This is a genomic window from Rothia endophytica, from assembly GCF_928381505.1.
Classification (GTDB): domain Bacteria; phylum Actinomycetota; class Actinomycetes; order Actinomycetales; family Micrococcaceae; genus Rothia; species Rothia endophytica_A.
The window spans coordinates 50201-68720 of the sequence record NZ_CAKMSJ010000004.1 but is presented as its reverse complement, the minus strand read 5'-3'; the positions used below and the strand labels follow the sequence as shown (position 1 = coordinate 68720).

14 protein-coding genes are annotated in these 18520 nt (G+C 55.4%); 5 read left to right on the top strand and 9 right to left on the bottom strand.

What is annotated here, in order from left to right; genetic code table 11:
- Window positions 1–7: 7 nt before the first annotated feature.
- The 3 genes from iolD to iolC are packed head-to-tail and all read right to left on the bottom strand — an operon-like array spanning window position 8 to window position 3879.
- Window positions 8–1921, bottom strand: a complete 1914-nt coding sequence (gene iolD / locus L6990_RS05990) for a 3D-(3,5/4)-trihydroxycyclohexane-1,2-dione acylhydrolase (decyclizing) (protein WP_237203381.1) — start codon at window positions 1919–1921, stop codon at window positions 8–10.
- Between the two features lie 56 nt (window positions 1922–1977).
- The gene (locus tag L6990_RS05985) at window positions 1978–2886 is read right to left on the bottom strand and encodes a Cgl0159 family (beta/alpha)8-fold protein (protein WP_237203171.1); all 909 of its coding nucleotides are present in this window, start codon (window positions 2884–2886) and stop codon (window positions 1978–1980) included.
- A gap of 27 nt (window positions 2887–2913) precedes the next feature.
- Entirely contained in the window at window positions 2914–3879 is a 966-nt protein-coding gene (gene iolC / locus L6990_RS05980) for a 5-dehydro-2-deoxygluconokinase (RefSeq protein ID WP_237203170.1), read from the bottom strand.
- A 277-nt stretch (window positions 3880–4156) separates the two neighbouring features.
- Between iolC and L6990_RS05975 the strand changes: the two genes are divergently transcribed.
- Window positions 4157–5164 carry a sugar phosphate isomerase/epimerase family protein gene (locus tag L6990_RS05975; RefSeq protein ID WP_237203169.1) on the top strand — a complete coding sequence of 336 codons (1008 nt, stop codon included), beginning with the start codon at window positions 4157–4159 and terminating at the stop codon, window positions 5162–5164.
- A gap of 76 nt (window positions 5165–5240) precedes the next feature.
- Here L6990_RS05975 and L6990_RS05970 read toward each other — a convergent pair whose 3' ends face one another.
- Window positions 5241–6473 carry an MFS transporter gene (locus L6990_RS05970; protein ID WP_237203168.1) on the bottom strand — a complete coding sequence of 411 codons (1233 nt, stop codon included), beginning with the start codon at window positions 6471–6473 and terminating at the stop codon, window positions 5241–5243.
- A gap of 139 nt (window positions 6474–6612) precedes the next feature.
- On the opposite strand from L6990_RS05970, the gene L6990_RS05965 reads away from it, so the two are divergent.
- Window positions 6613–7566, top strand: coding sequence for a DUF308 domain-containing protein (locus L6990_RS05965; protein WP_237203167.1), 954 nt, complete (start codon window positions 6613–6615; stop codon window positions 7564–7566).
- A 94-nt stretch (window positions 7567–7660) separates the two neighbouring features.
- Here the strand turns inward: L6990_RS05965 and L6990_RS05960 are convergent, their stop codons facing one another.
- Together L6990_RS05960 and L6990_RS05955 are read right to left on the bottom strand one after the other, a co-directional pair.
- A complete protein-coding gene (locus L6990_RS05960) occupies window positions 7661–8641 on the bottom strand; it encodes an aldo/keto reductase (RefSeq protein WP_237203380.1) in 981 nt (326 codons plus the stop codon).
- A 178-nt stretch (window positions 8642–8819) separates the two neighbouring features.
- Window positions 8820–10340 (bottom strand): MDR family MFS transporter, encoded by a 1521-nt coding sequence (locus L6990_RS05955; RefSeq protein WP_237203166.1) that lies wholly within the window; start codon window positions 10338–10340, stop codon window positions 8820–8822.
- 241 nt (window positions 10341–10581) lie between these two features.
- Here L6990_RS05955 and L6990_RS05950 point away from each other — a divergent pair, with 241 nt between their 5' ends.
- Complete coding sequence (locus L6990_RS05950; RefSeq protein WP_237203165.1) at window positions 10582–12561, top strand: M13 family metallopeptidase; 1980 nt, start codon at window positions 10582–10584, stop codon at window positions 12559–12561.
- Between the two features lie 83 nt (window positions 12562–12644).
- On the opposite strand, the gene L6990_RS05945 is transcribed toward L6990_RS05950, so the two are convergent.
- Window positions 12645–13829, bottom strand: coding sequence for a tyramine oxidase subunit B (locus L6990_RS05945; RefSeq protein ID WP_237203164.1), 1185 nt, complete (start codon window positions 13827–13829; stop codon window positions 12645–12647).
- Window positions 13830–14353: 524 nt separating this feature from the next.
- Between L6990_RS05945 and L6990_RS05940 the strand changes: the two genes are divergently transcribed.
- Together L6990_RS05940 and L6990_RS05935 are read left to right on the top strand one after the other, a co-directional pair.
- The gene (locus L6990_RS05940) at window positions 14354–15592 is read left to right on the top strand and encodes a sensor histidine kinase (protein ID WP_237203163.1); all 1239 of its coding nucleotides are present in this window, start codon (window positions 14354–14356) and stop codon (window positions 15590–15592) included.
- 40 nt (window positions 15593–15632) lie between these two features.
- A complete protein-coding gene (locus L6990_RS05935; protein ID WP_237203162.1) occupies window positions 15633–16295 on the top strand; it encodes a response regulator in 663 nt (220 codons plus the stop codon).
- Between the two features lie 20 nt (window positions 16296–16315).
- Here L6990_RS05935 and L6990_RS05930 read toward each other — a convergent pair whose 3' ends face one another.
- Both L6990_RS05930 and L6990_RS05925 read right to left on the bottom strand, forming a co-directional pair.
- Window positions 16316–17230, bottom strand: coding sequence for a hypothetical protein (locus L6990_RS05930; protein WP_237203161.1), 915 nt, complete (start codon window positions 17228–17230; stop codon window positions 16316–16318).
- A 13-nt stretch (window positions 17231–17243) separates the two neighbouring features.
- On the bottom strand, window positions 17244–18503 hold the full coding sequence (locus L6990_RS05925; RefSeq protein WP_237203160.1) for a M16 family metallopeptidase: 1260 nt from the start codon (window positions 18501–18503) through the stop codon (window positions 17244–17246).
- Window positions 18504–18520: the final 17 nt, after the last annotated feature.

Genomic DNA, 18520 nt, shown 5'->3' with positions numbered 1-18520 from the left:
CGGTAGCTTAGAGGTAATTACGCTGCTTGGTCTTCCAGTCAGCGTAGGTTTCGTAGGCACGCTGGGTTGACTCGAGCTCTGAAACGCCGGTCACGGGAACATCCCACCATGATTCTGATGAAGGTGCATCCAGCATGGGGTCGGACTCTACATGGATAACGATGGGACCTGATCCTTCGGGCGCTGCCTTTGCTTCAGCAACAGCTGCCATGAGGTCTTCGCGCACGTTCTCGCCAGGAGCTACACTGATGACGCGAACGCCCAGGGACTCAGCGTTGGTCGCGAGGTCGATAGGCAGCTTCTCGCCGTGGTCGAAGCTGTGCTTTTCGGCGTCGTGCATGCGGTACTTGGTACCAAAGCGCTGGGAGCCCAGGGACTCAGATAGAGCACCGATGGAAGCGTAGCCGTGGTTCTGGATCAGAACGGTAATCAGCTTGATTCCTTCAGCAACAGCGGTAACCAGCTCGGTGTGCATCATCAGGTAGGAGCCATCGCCCACCATGACCACTACATCGCGGCCGTCACCGGTTGCAAGCGATGCTCGCTTAACGCCCAGGCCGCCGGGGATTTCGTAACCCATACAGGAGTAGGCATATTCGACGTGGTAGCCGTGGGTGTCCTTGACCCTCCAGAGCTTGTGCAGGTCGCCAGGCAGTGAGCCAGCAGCACAAATGACTACGTCGCGGTCGTCCATAGCCTCATTGACTGCACCAATAATCTCGTTCTGGCTCATCAGCGGGCGGTAGCGCTCAGCAAAAGCAGCATCTGCAATGGCATCCCAGCGCTTCTTCTCTTCAACAACCTGGGTTGCCTGCTCGTCGCTCACGCTGAAGCCGCTCATGGCGTCGTTAAGCTTGACCAGTGCCTTACGGGCATCAGCAACAACGGTCAGGGAAGTACCCTGCTTACAGGCGTCAAAGGAAGCCACGTTGATGTTTACAAAGCGCACGTCCGGGTTCTGGAAGGCAGTGCGGGAAGCAGTGGTGAAGTCCTCATAACGAGTACCGATACCAATGATGAGGTCGGCGTCGCGAACCAGTGCGTTAGAGGCGGTAGAACCGGTTGAACCGACAGCGCCAAGGCACAGTGGGTGGTCCCAATCCATGACACCAACACCTGCCTGGGTGTAGGCAACGGGAATGCCAGTAGCTTCAGCGAACTTCTTGAGCTCATCGGTTGCAAATGCATAGTGAACCCCGCCACCTGCAATGATGACAGGTTTCTTTGCAGATTGGATAGCTTCAACAGCCGCACGGATCTCTACGTCCTCAGCCTCGGGGCGGCGAATGCGCCACTCACGGGGCGCCAAGAATTCCTCGGGAACATCAATCAGTTCAGCCTGGACATCCTGAGGCAGAGCGATGGTGACCGCACCGGTTTCAACGGGATCAGTCAATACGCGCATACCGTTGATCAGTGACGCAAAGACCATTTCGGGGCGCCAAACGCGGTCAAAATAACGAGAAACCGGACGGAAGATATCGTTGACGGTGATGTCGCCGGCGTCCGGGCGCTCGAGCTGCTGCAACACGGGGTCAGCCGCACGGGTAGCAAACTGATCCGAGGGCAAAAGCAGGGCAGGCAGGCGGTTAGTGGTTGCCAACGCAGCACCGGTCACCATGTTGGAAGAACCGGGACCGATAGAAGTGGTCACCGCGTAGGTTGCACGGCGGCGGGTATGGCGGGCATAGCCCACAGCCTGGTGAACCTGTGCCTGCTCATTGCGGCCCTGGTAGTAAGGCATAACTTCGGGTTCAAGCTCCTGGAACTGGCGCAAAGCCTGCCCCACACCAGCAACATTGCCGTGGCCAAAGATGCCAAACATGCCGGGGATAGTACGCTCGCGGTAGGTCTCCCCACCGACTTCATCAACGGTGTACTGGTTGCCCAGGAACTTTACGACCGCCTGAGCCACTGACATTTTTTGAGTTGCCATGATCTTCTTTCTCGGTTTCAGATCTAAAAAGTATGTTTGATTTACGCTGAGGTGTTCAGCAGGGAGGCCGCGGTTGCCACAGCAGCGGCGACGTCACCGTCTTCGGGGTAAAGAAGGGTTCTGCCCACGGTCAGACCCTGCACGCCGGGCAACTTAAGTGCTGCTTCCCAGGTAGCAAAGACCTCGTCGGGTGAACCGCTGGGGTCGCCCCCCAAAAGCACCGTAGGTAGGGTAGTGGACGCCATCACGCGCTCCATCTCACCTACAACCGGTAGCTTCATCCAGGTATAAGCGCTGCTAGCACCCAGAGCGCTGGCGATACCTACAGACTTGATGACGGCGTCAGCGCTCAGGTCGTTTTTGATAGCACCGTTCACGGTCTCCGAGATAAAGGGTTCAACCATGGCGTACATGCCGCGCTCTGCTAGGGAATCAACTGCCTTTGCAGTTGCCTCTAGAGTTGCCACGGTTGCCGGGTCACCGTAGTGGATGCGGGTGAGCATCTTGCCGCCATCAGCTCCCAGCTTCTCCAGCACCTGAGCGGTGTGACCGGTGAAGCGGTCGTCCATCTCGTTAACCAGGCCGGAGAGGCCGCCTCGGTTCATGGAACCAAATACCAACTTGCCCTCAAGAGCACCGAGTAGGAGCAGGTCATCGAGGATATCGGGAGAGGCAAGCACGCCGTCCACTGCTGGGTTTGCCAGTGCTACCTGTAGGCGGTCCAGCAGGTCACGGCGGTCAGCCATTGCCAGCGTATTGTCGCCCACCTTGTTGGCACCGCGAGCAGGATGATCAGCTGCAACAATAAAATTCTGCTTGCCGTAGATGGCACCGGGGTGGCGCTTACGGCTGGACGCAGCGCGGAAAACTGCTTGTGGGTCTTCTAGCCGGGTGCGAGTCAGGTGCTCGTACCGCCTGGGGGCGCGTTCTTCGGTGAGGTTAATGGTCATTACTAGTTCCTCTTGTTCCTGGGGCGGTTAGAAACCGCGGCCGCGTTCTTCGAGCAGTGCCTTAACTTCCGCTTCAACAGGCATAGCTTCTGAGCAGGCGATTTGGGAGGCAACGATAGCACCAGCTGCGTTAGCGAAGTCGAGAACCTGCTGCAGGGGCCAACCGGAAAGGATGCCGTGAGTGAAGGCGCCACCGAAGGAGTCACCTGCACCCAGGCCGTTAGCAGTTTCGACGGGTACGGGAGCAGAAACGATGCGCTCAGTGGCGGTCTTTGCCATAACACCGTTAGCGCCCATTTTTACAACGGCAATCTTGACGCCAGCTTCCAGCAGACGATCTGCCTGCTCATCGGGGGTACCATCGCCTACTGCAGTGGCGCACTCTTCACGGTTACCAATAGCAATGGTTGCGTACTTGAGCGATTCCTTGGCCGCTGCAGTAGCGTCCTTCGGGTTTTCCCAGAACATGGGGCGATAGTCCAGGTCGAGGATAGTGTGCTGACCTTCAGCCAGTTCTTCGCGGGGACGTGCTGCGTGGGCGTGGAGCTGGGCTTCACGGGCAGGTTCCTGGCACAGACCGGTGAGGGTGGTCCAGAAAATCTGAGCGTTCTTCACTTCTTCGGTATCGACCTGTTCCTTAGTGATCTGCAGATCAGGTGCAGTGGGGAAACGACCGTAGAAGTAGAGGGGGAAGTCCTCTGGCGGTTTAATCGCACAGAAAGTAACGCAAGTCTGCAGACTGTCGTTCACCAGCACGTTGGCATCATCCGAGCCGTAGCGGTTCAGTTCACGCCGCAAAAAAACCCCAAAGGGATCATTACCCACGCTGGTAATCACCGAGGTCTTGTGCCCGTATTTTGCGGCAGCTACAGCCACGTTTGAGGGGGAGCCACCCAGGTACTTGCGAAAGGTGATGACGTCTTCAAGGCCGACGCCGATATCATCGGGATAAACATCTACACTGATGCGGCCCATGGTCAGCAGCTCGTACATTCGGTGTCCTTTACTAGCTTTGCGCGGTTCGGCTTCTTGCCGAGGAGGTCTACTACTAGCGTGCACTATGTCACTTTGTCCTGTCAATCTTTGTACTGACATATTGACAAAATTTCTTTATCTTTACAGAATGGTTGTGAGCCAAATAATAAGAAGGCTCAGATAAGACCTCCGGGCACCCAACAACCGACTAACACGCACCCCAGGGTGCGCCCGGCGTCCATTTTGAACCGCTCCAATTACTTGGTTTGGACGCTGATTTTCAAAGGAGAAACCTATGAAACTTGGTGTCTACAGCGCGATCCTGCACGACCGCCCCCTGGAAGAAGCCCTCAGCATCGTCGCTGACCTCGGCCTCTCAGGTTACGAACTCAACACCGGAGGCTTCCTGCCCCCGGTACACGTACCCGTTGATGAAATTCTCAATAACCCCGAAATCGCAAAGGACTACCTTGCCAAGTATGAAGCAGCCGGTGTAGAAATCGCAGGCCTCAACTGCAACGGCAACCCCCTGCACCCCAACTCCGAAATCGGAGAAAAGCACGCAGAAGACCTGCGCAAGTCCATCCGCCTCGCACCCCTACTGGGTCAGACCCGCGTGGTCACCATGAGCGGTCTGCCCGGTAGCGAGCCTGGCACCAAGCACCCCGCCTGGCACGTCAATGCATGGAACTCTGGCACCCTAGATTCCATGGACTACCAGTGGGACGTTGCCGTAAAGTTCTGGAGCGAAATTGAAGAACTCGCCGCAGAGCACGGCGTCAAAGTAGCTCTCGAACTCCACCCACAGAACCTGGTCTTCAACCCACCCACCGCTAAGCGCCTGGTAGAGCGCATCGACGCTAAACACATCGGCGTTGAGCTGGACGCGTCCCACCTCTTCTGGCAGCAGATGGATCCCGTTGCGGCAGTGCGCTGGCTGGGCGATCTCACCTTCCACTCAGCAGCTAAGGATGTACGCATCAACCGCGAGAACGCCGAGATTTACGGTGTACTGGATGAGCGTTTCCGCCGTCTCTCCCCCGAAGAAAACCGTGTCAATCTGGGTGGTGATGAATGGGTCAACGAGTGGCCCAAGGATTCAGCCTGGGACTTCGTAGCAGTGGGTGTAGGACACGATGCCGCCTACTGGGCAGAGTTCATGAAGGCTCTCTACGAGGTAGATGAGAACATGTGGGTCAATATCGAGCATGAAGACACCTCCATGGGCGCCATCGAGGGCTTGGAGTACGCTACCCGCACCCTGATAAAAGCCGCTGATATTGCAGGCATCAAGGTCAAGTAGCCTCACACACTAAAAGCCCCCAGCGCTAAAGGCGCAGGGGGCATTTTTTCATAAGGAAAGCCCGAAAGGGGCGCCGCTACATTTCTTTACCCGAGGTTTCGGGTACACGCAGACGGGTAAAGACAATCAAGCCGATGCCGATGACTGCAAAGAGGGCGAAGGTGGTACCCAGCCCCAAACTGGCGAGGAAGAGGGGGAAGGTCAGAGATACCGCGAAGTTGGCAATCCAGGATACAAAAGTAGCCACACCCATACCGGCGCCACGCACAGAAGCCGGGAAGATTTCGCTCATGAGCACCCAGGTCACCGGCGATACCGCACCCTGCTGGAAGACCAAGAAGACAATAGAGATAAAGAGGGTTGCCCAGGGGCGAGCAGACGCATCCAGCAGCTGGGAGCTGACCGCCAGCGCTGCCAGTGAGACAGTAGTCCCAGCCAAACCAATGGTCAGCACGGTGCGGCGCGGGAAGCGTCCAACAAACCACAGACCAAGGGCGGCACCAACTACCGAGAGCACACCATTGGAGATATTGGCGGTCAAGGCTGCATCTGTAGAGAAGCCTGCTTCGCGCAGCACCTGAGTTCCGTAGTACATGAGGGCGTTGACGCCGGTTGCCTGCTGCACAATACCGATTGCAGCAGCAACAAGCAGGAGGGAGCGCAGTGCAGGATCCCGCCACAGCTGACGGACGGCACCGCGCTGCACGGTGGAGTCCTTGCGGTAGCGCGGGGACTCCGGAACGATGAGCATACCCACAAAAAGCAGGACGGCAGGTGCAATTGAGATGGCGAACATGACTCGCCATATGGAGCTCTCATGAGCAAAAGCAGTGCCGATGAAGGCGTTGGTGACGTAGGCTGCCAGCTGACCGAAGACAATCATGAACTGGTTGCGGGTCACTACCGAGCCGCGGCGGTTAGCCGGCGAAATCTCCGCCAGGTAGATGGGTACCACTGCTGATGCCGCACCTACCGCCAGACCAATGATGACGCGGAAGACGATAAAGACCTGCAGAATATGAGCGGACGCCAGCCCCAGCGAGCCCAGGGCGAACACGACAGCTAAAGCGAGGAGGACGCGGCGGCGTCCAAAGCGGTCAATCAGCTGACCTGCTACCAGAGCACCGAAAGCAGCCCCGAGAGTAAGGGCTGAGGTAGCAATGCCCTCAGCTGCCGGCGAGAGGTGAAAGTCCTGCTGCAGGAAAGGCAGAGCACCGTTGATAATGCCGGTATCGTAGCCGAAGAGGAACCCGCCCAGGCAGATAATCCAGGTGTAGAGGTTCACCCTGCGTGGGTGGGTTGTATTCATGGCGCTCCTTGATAGACCTGAGATATTCTAACGCTCTTTTTCTTGTGCGTGAGCGTACCGGTGGACCGCCGCACAGATGCGCGCCATGATTCTCAGGTAACGTTCAGACTTATTGAATGTGAGCTGTAATATATGCTGTATGACTGAGAACAGTAACACTCCCACCCCCGAAAATAATTCCCCCAACGCTCAAAGCTACGGTTCTTACGGTTCCCAAAGTGGAACCTCGCAGAACGGCGGGGCTTACCAACAACCCCACGGCGCTCCTACCTACGGCACATCCGCAGCTGACCCCCAGCAATCCGGCGGTAAGAAGCCCAAGAATACGGTTGGCATCGTTGCCCTGGCGCTTTCTGCGCTTGGTTTTGTGCTGGGTCTCTTCCCCGCAACAGCCCTCTTCGGCTGGCTTCTGCTCTTTGCCGGTTTTGTGACCGGCATTGTTGGTCTTTTCCAAAAATTTAAGGAAAAAATTACCTCCATTATTGCTATTGTGCTATCTGCCGTTGGAACGATTGCTTCAATCATCGCCATGGTTGTTTTCGCGGCAAATACCATTGCAAATGATCCCGAGTTTGAACAGATGATACAGGACGCTCAGGCCTCCGTATCCGCTACAGCAACCCCCAGCGCGTCAGCAGCTGCCGATGACACCTCAGCCGCTGGTTCTAATGAGCAGAGTGCCGCTTCACTTGACGGCGTGCTCAAGTTTGGGGAAACCGCTGAATACAATGACGGCGTTAAAGTAACCGTCTCAGAGCCCCGCACCGACTACACCCCCAGCGATACTGCTGCTGGTGATGATAATGATGCACTCAAGAACTATGTAGTGTTTGCTGTGACCATTGAAAATGGTTCACGGGAGACCTTCGATCCCGGCATGTTCTTGGCTAGCGGCAATTCAGCAGGCGTTGAAGCTAACCAGATTTTTGACAGCGAACAGAACTTGGGTAGTGCTCCCTCAACCAAGCTCCTGCCTGGTGACAAGGTAACCTTCGATATGGCTTTCGCTGTGGCAGATGCTAATGACATCACTCTCGAAATCAATACAGATTTTGAGCGCGACGAGATTCTCTTCACCACCAAAGATATCTAAGCTCCTTCTCGTCTCTTTATAGAAGTTCAGCAAAAAGCCTGCCCCCGTTATCTGGGGGCAGGCTTTTTGGGTTACATCAGTGAGCGGACGCAGCCTAGAAGGGGGCGATCTTGGGCGGCGCGGGGAAGATGGCGTCCAGCTGGGCCAAGTCGTCCTCGCTGAACCGGGTGGCTACGGCGGCAGCATTGGTGCGCACCTGGTCAATGGTGGTAGCGCCAGCGATGACCGATGACACTGGGTGCTGCTGGGCCAGCCAGGAGAAAGCGACCTGCACCTCGGTCAGTCCGCGCTCGGCGGCAAACTCCGAGAAGGCACGCATCTGACCCCAGTCAGCCGAGTCCAGCAATTCGGGCTTAATGCGGGTTAGACGCCCCTCAACAGCGTCCTTACCGGGGTTGTACTTGCCGGTCAGCAGACCATTAGCCAGCGGGAAGTAGGGCAGGACACCCAGACCAAACTCGCGGGCAGCCGGCAGTACTTCTAGCTCGGCGCGGCGATCCAGCAGGTTGTAGTGGTTCTCGGCGGCAATGTAGCGAGTGCCTAGCTGTCGCCCCACATATTCCGCCTGAGCTATCTGCCAACCGGAATGATTGGAGCTTCCCACGTAGCGCACTTTGCCCTGCTCAATCAAGGTGGCTAGTGCCCCCAGGGTTTCTTCCACGGGGGTAGCGGGGTCAGGGGTGTGGTGGAAGTAGAGGTCAATATAGTCAGTACCCAAGCGGTCCAGGGACGTTTCGATAGCGCGCATGATGTAACGACGGGAGCCTCTCACCCCGTGATCAGCGCCGTTGGCGCCATCCATATCCATGCCAAATTTAGAAACAATCACGATTTCATCCCGGTCAATGCCGGTATCTTTGAGCGCCTGGCCGAACATGGTTTCAGATACCCCAGGTCGAGCCCCGTAAATATCGGCAACGTCAAAGAGAGTGATGCCCTGCTCCACGGCGGCTGCCAGCACATCGTTGGTGCCGGCCTGGGTTTCGGTGGCAGTTTTGCTTCTACCTAGGTTGTTACAGCCCAGGCCAACGGTTGATACGGTCAGGCCGCTGCGGCCCACTTGGCGATATTGCATACTCATGCTCCCACTCTAGGGGCAGAAGCCGGCGGTTACACAGTGTTTCTCCCGGCCCAATACCAATAAATGGCCTGTTCCCGTCGTTTTGGCCTGACGGCGTCAGGCCAAAACGACGGGAACAGGCCACTGGGAATTGGGTGAGGAAGCACTGCTCCCCCCGTCTCAATGTAACTGCCTAGTGCGCCATGGCAGCACCGTGACCGGCCGGTTTGCCGCGCGGCACAAAGAGGGCGACCATCACAGACCCCAAAGAAAGGAAGACTGCCACTAAGAAGGCTAAGTGAACACCTGCCATGTAGGCATCAGTGCCTGCTCCGCCGTGAGCTGCTGCTCCCACACTCATGAGTGCCACAAAGACCGCTGTTGATGCGGCGCCAGAGACCTGCTGGAAGGTGGTCATGGCCGAGGAACCAAAGGCAGTCAGCTCACCGGGCAAGGATCCCAGCCCCAGGCCCATCATGGGGGTGTTGATGAAGGGCAGAGAGAAGGTCATCAGCATATAGGTGGCAATGATGTACCACTGCGGAGTGGTCTGAGAGAAGGTGCTCATCAGCCAGATAGAACCGGCCAAGAGAACGGCGCCGGGCAGAACCAGAGCTCGTGCACCGAAGCGGTCAGACATGCGTCCTACCAGGGGGCTGAGCACAGCCATGAGTACACCGCCGGGCAAAAGCATAAGGCCGGTTTGCAGGGCGCTAACACCCAGCACGTTGGCGGTATAAAGCGGGATCAGGATAGAGGTGCCCAGCATGACGCCCATGCCAATGGAGGTCATGAGTACAGTCAGCGTGAAGGGGCGTGAGCGGAAGATACGCATGTCCATGAAGGGGCCGCGATCCTGCAGCTTGAGCTGGCGCCAGACAAAAATTGCCAGAATAATAGCTGCTGCGATGACAACAACCCAGGGGTTGACGGGCAGGTGGGCACCACCGTGGTCTGAGCTACCGCCCATGGAGGAAAGGCCTAGCACGAGGCCGCCGAAGCCCAGGGTAGAAAGCAGCATGGAGAGCGCATCCAGCTTCTGACTATTGCCGGTGGGGGCGTCCGCAGGGGCTAGCTTCATGCCCACCAGCAGGGCTGCAATACCGATGGGGAGCACTAGCCAGAAAAGCCAGCGCCAGGTTCCCACGCCCAGGATCAGACCGGAGACGGTGGGGCCCATAGCGGGGGCAGCAGAAATCACCATGCCGATAATGCCCATGGCCTGACCAATCTTGCTGGGGGCTACCATGCGCATCATGGTGGTCATGAGTAGCGGCATTATCACACCGGTACCTGACGCCTGCAGCACGCGGCCGGTCAGCAGCATGCCGATACCGGGTGCGGTTGCTGCCACCAGGGTGCCCAGCGAAAAGAGCAGCATGGCACCCATAAACACAGTACGAATGGAGAAGCGGGAAATGATGAAGCCCGATGCCGGGGTCACTACCGCCATGGTCAGCATGAAACCGGTGGAGGTCCACTGAGCTGTGGAAGCGGTGATGTTGAGGTCGCGCATGATTTCAGGCAGCGCAACGCCGAGAAGAGTTTCGTTCAGGATGAGAACGAAACCAGCGATGACCATAATGGCAAGCAACAGAAACTCAGCTTTTTCCAGCTTGTGCGCTACCGGCATCGATGCGGTAGGCGGGGCGGAATTAACCGCTTTTTGAGCGCCTGTTTCAGGAGTGTGTGACGGTGTATGCGTAGAAGACATAAAGCTCAAGATTACAGCCTTTAGAGCGAGCGCATAAGTGGGTCTTGCTCACAGTACTCGCTTCTCACCTAGAAACTTTTCGACCGTAATGGGTTAAATACTCTCTCTTTTTAACCCATTTTGGGGGAATTATTTTTAGCGGTGGCGCTGAGGGTAAAAGGTGAGTGAGCCGCTCACGCTGACAGCCAAACGGCAAGTAACAAGCCTTCTAGCAGCGTCCTGCCGCCCTAAACTGGGGGGTATGACACATTCCGGTATTGACACCAGTTTCTTGAACCCAGAGATTACCCCCGGCGATGACTTCTTCCGTCACGTTAACGGCACCTGGTATGACTCCCATGAGATCCCCGCTGACCGTTCGCGTGACGGTGGCATGTACACCCTGCGCGATGAAGCAGAGAAGAACGTGCGTGCCATTGTTGAGAAGTTTGCTGCTGATGAGCCCTCTTCACGAATTGGCGCCCTTTATAACTCCTTCATGGACACCCAGAAGATTGAGGCGGACGGAGTGGAGCCCCTGCTGGCCGAGGTGCAGCCGGTACTTGAGGTTGCCACCCCCGACGCCTTCGTCAAGGTCATGGGTGAGTTGGACGCCAAGGCTGGCCACGGCTCCGCCTTCGGCTGGTACACCAGCATCGATGCCATGAACCCCGAGAAGTACGTGGTCTACTTAGCGCAGACTGGGCTGGGTCTGCCTGATGAGTCTTACTACCGCGAAGAAAAGTACGCTGAACTGCGCGACGCCTACACCGCCCATATGGGCCGCATGTTTGAGCTGACTGGTCTGGCCGAACCCTTTGGTCTCAGCCCCCAGGACGCCTCCAAGGCGGTCATGGCGCACGAGACTCTGCTGGCCTCCCACCACTGGGATAACGTCAAAAACCGTAACGCTGACCTACGCTACAACCCGGTAGCTGCCGCTGACCTGGACGCCACGTTCCCCGGCTTCCCTTTTAGCAGCTGGATTGATGCTATGGGTTCCTCCACCGATCAGTGGGGCACCGTAATTGTTAGCCAGCCCTCCTATTTTGAGGCCGCCGCACAGATGTGGGCTAGCGAGCCGCTCTTCATCTGGAAGCTCTGGTATATCTGGCACATGGCGCACAGCCGCGCCCCTTACCTGACCGAAGCGATTGTTGAAGAGAACTTCGATTTCTACGGCCGCACGCTCTCTGGCTCTGAAGAACTGCGTGACCGCTGGAAGCGCGGCGTTGGCCTGGTTGAGAACGCCCTGGGTGAGGAGGTTGGCAAGGAATATGTTGCCGTTCACTTCCCGCCGGCTCATAAAGAGAAAATGCTGGCCCTAGTCGATGATCTGCTGGAGGCCTACCGTCGGTCGATTATTAACCTGGATTGGATGACCAATGAGACCCGCGAGCGCGCTCTAGAGAAGCTGGGCAAGTTCGTCACCAAGATCGGTTACCCCGATAAGTGGCGTGACTACTCAGCGCTGAGCCTGACCGATGATCTCTTTGAGAACCTGCGCCGCTCTGCTTTCTTTGAGCACGAGTTCCAGTTGGGCCGCATTGGTCAGCCGGTGGATAAGACTGAGTGGCTGATGACTCCGCAGACCGTCAACGCCTACTACATGCCCCCAGCTAATGAGATTGTATTCCCGGCAGCGATTCTGCAACCGCCTTACTTTGACCCCGAGGCTGACGATGCGGTCAATTACGGTGCTATTGGCGGCGTGATTGGTCACGAGATTGGCCACGGTTTTGATGATCAGGGCTCTAAGTATGATGGCACCGGTGCACTGAATAATTGGTGGACCGACGCTGACCGTGAGGAGTTCACCCAGCGCACTGCTACCCTGGTGGACCAGTACAACGGTTACACCCCGGATGGTCTAGACGCTGAGAAGTTTAAGGTCAACGGTGAGCTGACCCTGGGTGAAAATATTGGTGACCTGGGCGGTCTTTCCATTGCCCTGAAGGCATACAAGATTGCTCTGGAACGCCAGGGGCTGACCCTTGAGACCGCTCCCGAGCTGGACGGGATGACCGCCACCCAGCGGGTTTTCTACTCCTGGGCGCAGGCGTGGCGCATGAAGACTCGACCCCAGACCGCGGAGATGTTCTTGGCGGTGGACCCGCACTCGCCCGAGAAGTTCCGCGTCAACGGCGTGGTACGCAATGTGGACGAGTTCTACACCGCCTTCGATGTTCAGCCCGAGGACGCCCTCTACCTGGCACCCGAAGATCGCGTACGCATCTGGTAGTTCCACGCCAGCGTAGGTAAAACCCGAAGGACGCCGCACACTTACTGCGCGCGGCGTCCTTTCACCTTAAAAGCGAGGGCAGGCTATGCCATAGCGGGTGCGTCCCAGAGGTTCAGCACGGTGCCAACGCCCTTGCGCACGGCGTTGCGGTAGACCACAGTACCCCAGGCGACATCCTCAATAGGCATGCCACCCACGGAGTAGACGGTGATTTTCTCTTCATCATCCTGCGGCTCGGGGTGATTGAGTGCCTCACCCAAATCGCGCAGACGCTCGGCAGGGATCAGGCCGTTGTGCACGCGGTCGTTGAACTTACAACCAATGATTGAGACATAGTTATGGGAGGCTCCGGGTTCGGTTTCTTCAGCCCAAGCGTCGTACATGCCGGCGTTATCGACCAGTAGACGCACGTCGTCTTCAAACATCCCTTCATCCAAGTTGCAGGCAGCGGGCATGGCGAAGAAAGCGCCGGGCTTGACCCATTCGCGGCGCACGGTGGGGTAGGTTTCGGGGTCGCCCACGTGAATGGAGGTGCAAAAGGTGACGATGTCAGAATCGCGCACAACTTGCTCTAGTTCTTCAACCACTTCCACAGTTTTGGTGGGGTACTTGTCCTGCGCCCATTCAATGAAGCTCTCAATACCCTTGGTGCTACGCCCCAGCACCTTAATGTACTCCACGGTGGGTCGGGCATCGATGAGGGCAGCTACGGTTGCCTTGGCAATAACGCCAGGACCTAACAGGCCGAGCACCTTGGCGTTTTTGGGGGCGTAGTGGCGGGCGCCGACGCCGGAGGTGCAACCGGTGCGGTAGGCAGAGAGCAGGTTGGCGCTCATGTAGGCAAGAGGGGCACCAGTCACGGTGTGGTGCAGGGCCAGCATGAGAATGGAGCGGGGTAGACCCTGCTCGCGGTTACTCACATTAGAGCCGTAAGACTTCACACCGGTCATGCGGAATGAGCCGCCCAGGTAGGCGGGCATGGTGACAAAACGGCGGTCGGGGCCGTCCGCGGGCATACCCTCGTGCGTGGGGTTGATAGGGAACTGCACCTTGGAGCCATGGGATTCGCCCAGGTGACCTGCCATGCGGTAGTCGCCGCGAGCGTGCAGTGCCAGGGTTTCTTCCATGGCGTCGATGCAGGCGGTGACATCTTCAACGCCGGCTGCAATCATGTCGGTTTCGCTGAGATAACGGAACTCTGCTGCGGGGTAGCCGGGGTTCAGCTCAGCATCGACGGCTGCTTTGAGGTAAGCATCATTAGTGGGCAAGCGGGGGCACCTCGTGATTGTGTGGTAAAGATTTAGACGACTTAATCTACCATCTTTGAGAGCGCGAGATAAGAGAGTTTCTAGGCACAGCGACCGCTCATCTTCTGGTCGTAGAGGTATGCGAGCAGAGATTGCTTGTTAGGTGCAGAAGGCGGAATCTACAGATATTGAACTTAAGTACAAAAACAAGTACTCCACTTCTGAACTTTTGTATAGGTCCTAGCGGGACTCGTTATTTCACAATAGATAACGAAACAACAGTTTGACTCACACCACCAAGGACTCCAAACCATGAAGAATATCCGTAAGGCACTGGCAGTTACATCTATCGTCTCAGCTCTTACCCTCGGCTTTTCGCCTGCGCATGCTGCTACTTTGCCGCAGGATACTGATGTTAAAGCTTCCCCTGCCTCAGCATCTAGCATGTCTCCTACTTTCTTTCATTGGCTTTGCAAGTCAGGAATATGTGACTAACCCTCATACGTTCCGAGGTAGCACTGCACGAGGGTTGATAGCATAAACCCATGACGACGAGCCTCACTAGTGCTTCCCGTAAGAAGTGGTTTCCCCTTGGCCCCTACCTGAGGGCGCTGCTTATCTGCCTGGTATTTATTTTTATTGCGGTCGATTTATATTCGGGAATCTATGAAAATACAGATACGCAGAATCGTGTATGGGCTGTTGCAATTGCCTATCTGCCCGTTTTTATGATGGGATTCGGGCTCATGCCCGGCATTTATGGCTGGTATTTTTCTCTTGCCAACATCACGGTGCTTTATAACGATTCCAGTTTCGTTTGGGCTGGGTTCTCATCGGCGTCAATTCTGGTACCTGTGTATTGCGCTTACCTGGCTACAAAACGTCAGGTCGTGGTATTCGGTATTGTCCTGTGTGTTTTTGTTGTGTATCCGGGTTGGGACTTCGGCGCTTCAATCACTCAGCTCTTTACATCATCCGTGGCACTTTTTTCATACATCACAGGGCTAGTCCTCAGAAGGTTCCGGCTTCAGCGGGAAAAAGACCAGCAAAAGATTATCTCTATTCAGGAAGCCCAGCTCCAGGCACGGAATGAGGAACGCACGCGCCTTGCCTACGAGTTACACGATATTGTTGCCCATGAAGTCACCATCATTGCTATGCAGGCTCGGCGTGCACAGTTTGCAAAGGATCCAGAAAAAATAGCCGCTATTCTGACCGGAATCGGGGACTCTGCGAGTCAAGCGCTCGAGGATCTTCGCAAGCTGGTGACTGTCCTTAAAGCCGAGAAAAATGACTCACTGAACGGCGAGCTACCCAGCGCTCCCCAGGCGGAAGAGAATTTGCTGCTGGGCGACGCCTCTCTTTCAGGGGAAACCACATCGGCTCTAGCCCTGACTTACGATTTACATAAAATATCTGATGCCCTAGAAAATGCAGGCTTTACTGTTACGCTGACCGCTGATGGGGATGTAAGCCTTATTCCTTTGGCATCTCGACAGGCGCTAAGACGTACAGCTCGCGAGATAGGGACCAACGTTCTCAAGCATGGTTCCCCTGAGGGACCTGTAAAAATAGACCTCACAGTGGATCAGCGTAACGTCACGCTATCCTCAGAGAACCTCATCTCTCATAACAAACCCGTTTCTTCATCTTTGACCGGGTTAGAATCATTGAAGGCTAGGTTTCATGATTTGGGTGGAACATCGTCTTATCAAAATGACCACGGTGTGTGGAAAATTCAGGTGAGCCTTCCCCTGCCTAAAACAGTGACCAAAGCTTTTTAAGCTGCCGCTCTAGCTTGTACAGACAGTGAAGGAACCATTGATGGTTAAAGTCCTCCTCGTAGATGATGAATCCCTTATTCGTAATATTTTGAAGGATTATCTTTCCTCCGATGAAAGCCTGGAAGTGGTGGGGGAAGCTTCAAATGGCAAGCTGGCAATTTCACAGGCAAGGGCCCTACAGCCAGATGTAATTTTGATGGATATGCAGATGCCTCTGATGGACGGTGTCGAGGCAACCCAGTATATTCATCATTCTTTCCCCAACATACGAATATTGGGGCTGAGCACCTTTGCAACTGATCGCTATGTTGTTGAACTCTTGCGGGCAGGTGCCTCAGGGTACTTGGTAAAGGACTCCCGCCCCGAAGAGGTCACCAGCGCAATCCACACCGTTCATGACGGAGGATCAGTACTGTCCCCCGAGGTTACCCGCTATGTGGTGCAAGGGCTTGAGCAGTCAGTTCCTGCCGAAATTTCTCCCGACGAAGAACTCATGTCAGTTCTTACCGCAAAAGAAATAGAGGTCATTGAGCTTCTCGCGCGCGGTCTAAATAATAAAGAGATGGCCGCAGAACTTTTCGTTACTGAATCCACCATTAAAGCGCGTTTTGTGAAAATTATGGAAAAAATGCAGGTGCGCGATAGGGTTCAGATTCTAGTTAAAGCTATTGAACACAACCTAATCAACCTAAAAACCTGGTAAACCCCATAGCTTTGCTATTTTTAGCCGAGATCGATTCCTAGCACAGCCCCGATAGGGTAGACGAGTCCAGCAAAGGCTGGGGCAAGATCTTCCAAGCTAAGGCTGTCGATGCGGTGCATATCTAGCAAAGCGTCAACGCCCCAACCCATCACGCTGTACTGCGCTAAGAATCTCGCTAAATCGTCGGGTGCCAGATGCGAGCGGCTAAGATTACTGAACGCAAATTTTTTGACCTGCTCAAATTCCGTCTCGCTATAAGTTTCAGGAATATTGACGATAGCTTGCGCCACACTCCCTAGAATTTCTAATGTCTCTTTGCTTTCATCGTTGTCTCCGCTGAATCTCCAGATGATGTGTGGTTTGCCTTCAATCAATGCGCGCATCGGCTGAAGGTTAATCCCGGCAGGTAGCCATGATGCTACGAGAGGATTCGCTGGGTTCATAAGCAAACACATGGCCACAAAGGTTTCGAGGCTCCCCGCCTTGGTTGCTGGCTCCGGGCCTGTGATAATGATGTGCTCTGTTGAGCCCTGCTGGTAGCGCTGGAGGTTAGCGGTCACTTCCGCTACCTGAAATGCAGAGGGTTCAGCAGGCTCGGGGAAGCTCTGAACCACAGTTTCAGGAGCAACAATAGCCACTGTAGCTTGAGCACTGGCAGTCTCAGCCTTTTCATCGAGAGTTTGCATAAAGTACTGCACCCAAGCCTGTGCATTTGCTGGGCTGAGCACAAAGGACGCTGACCCCGCCTGCTGATCGTTGTCCTGTTTAGTCAGTAGCGGCTGGTTACCAACGCTTTGGTTGGTCTGCTCTGTCACTGCTGTCACGGCTTCTGCATAGTTTTTGCTAACGGCAGCAGGCCAGCCGATAGTTATAAAAGTATGCTCTGACCTGTGATCGCTAGTAGCAACGAGAGTGTAATTCTTTGGGGTAAACATAGTGGTGTTCCTCTTAGAGGTTAGCGCCAATTACTAAGGACGCGAAGGCCTGGTTTTCAAGGGTAACGGCAGCCTCGTTGGCTAGCTCTCGTACAGCGTCCAGCTGTTCTTCTATGCCACGGAGGCTGTCTGTCAAGGCAGGGATGTAGTGGGGGTCGCGTCGAATAACAGCATCACGAGCCATCACGCGCGAGGCCTTCTGATCGTTAAAAGTGTTGCTTTCCAGTCGAAGTATTGCCCGCTGGACAGCAAGTTTCATAGTGCTATCCGGGGCTGTCTTGACTGAACTAAACCGATCGGCAGGGTCAAGCGGGACGTTTGTATCATCAACCAGAACAAACAAGTCATCGTAAGGGGTATCAGCAACCCCAAAGAAACCTGCGCTGGCATCCAAGGCTCGCACACCCGACAGGGTTTCTGCCACCAGCAAGGTACCCAGCAAGGGGGAGCTGATTGTGTCTGTATCGACAGTGCGGGTCACTGAAATCCTTCGTGAACCCCACTCTACAGGCTGCTCCAAATAGTTGGTGACACTCTGTTGAATAGACTGCCCAGCGCCTTTCCGCTGACTTATTTTTACCAAAGAACCACTGTTTTCTGTGCGAGCCAACCCTAGTTTAGCTAGAGCATCTTCAACATAGCCGAATACTTGTTCAGCAGGCAGAGGACTAATAATGACTAGAGCAGATTCATGCAGCTGGTAATAACGCCGATGGATGTCGATGAGGACGGCAGTGGTGGCTCGGTCTCGGAGATTCAGGTCACCGCTACCATCATGCCCGTTGGCATAATCAGACCAGAACTGTCCGGTTAGGTGGGGCCACGGGAGGACTCCGCCGGGTGCTTTAGCTAACCTGTTAGAACGTTCGGTGGCTACCGCTTGAATCTGGTCGTCAAGCTGATGGAGCTTGAATGCAGGAAAAAATACCTGTTCCAGGAGTCGTTGTAGCGAGGTTTCCAGGTAAAACGGGCTGCCTGTCTCGTAGAACTCAGTGTAGTCCATATGCGTATTACCGCCGAGGATACCTCCCTCACCTGAAATAGCGGCCGCCCTCTGAACGGCGGTTGAACCGTGAGAATCCTGATAAATCATATGTTCAATGAGGTGGAAGAACCCTTCTTGACCAGGTTCCTCATCCCGCATACCAGCAGGTACTGCCAAACTGATGGAAAAGTTAGCTGCTTTTTGATCGTGGATAGCGATAACGCGTAATCCTTCGATCGTAAGTTCTTCGCGCCCGTGGCTATCCAGGGATGTACGGCTAAAACTCATAAGAAGTTACCTTCCTT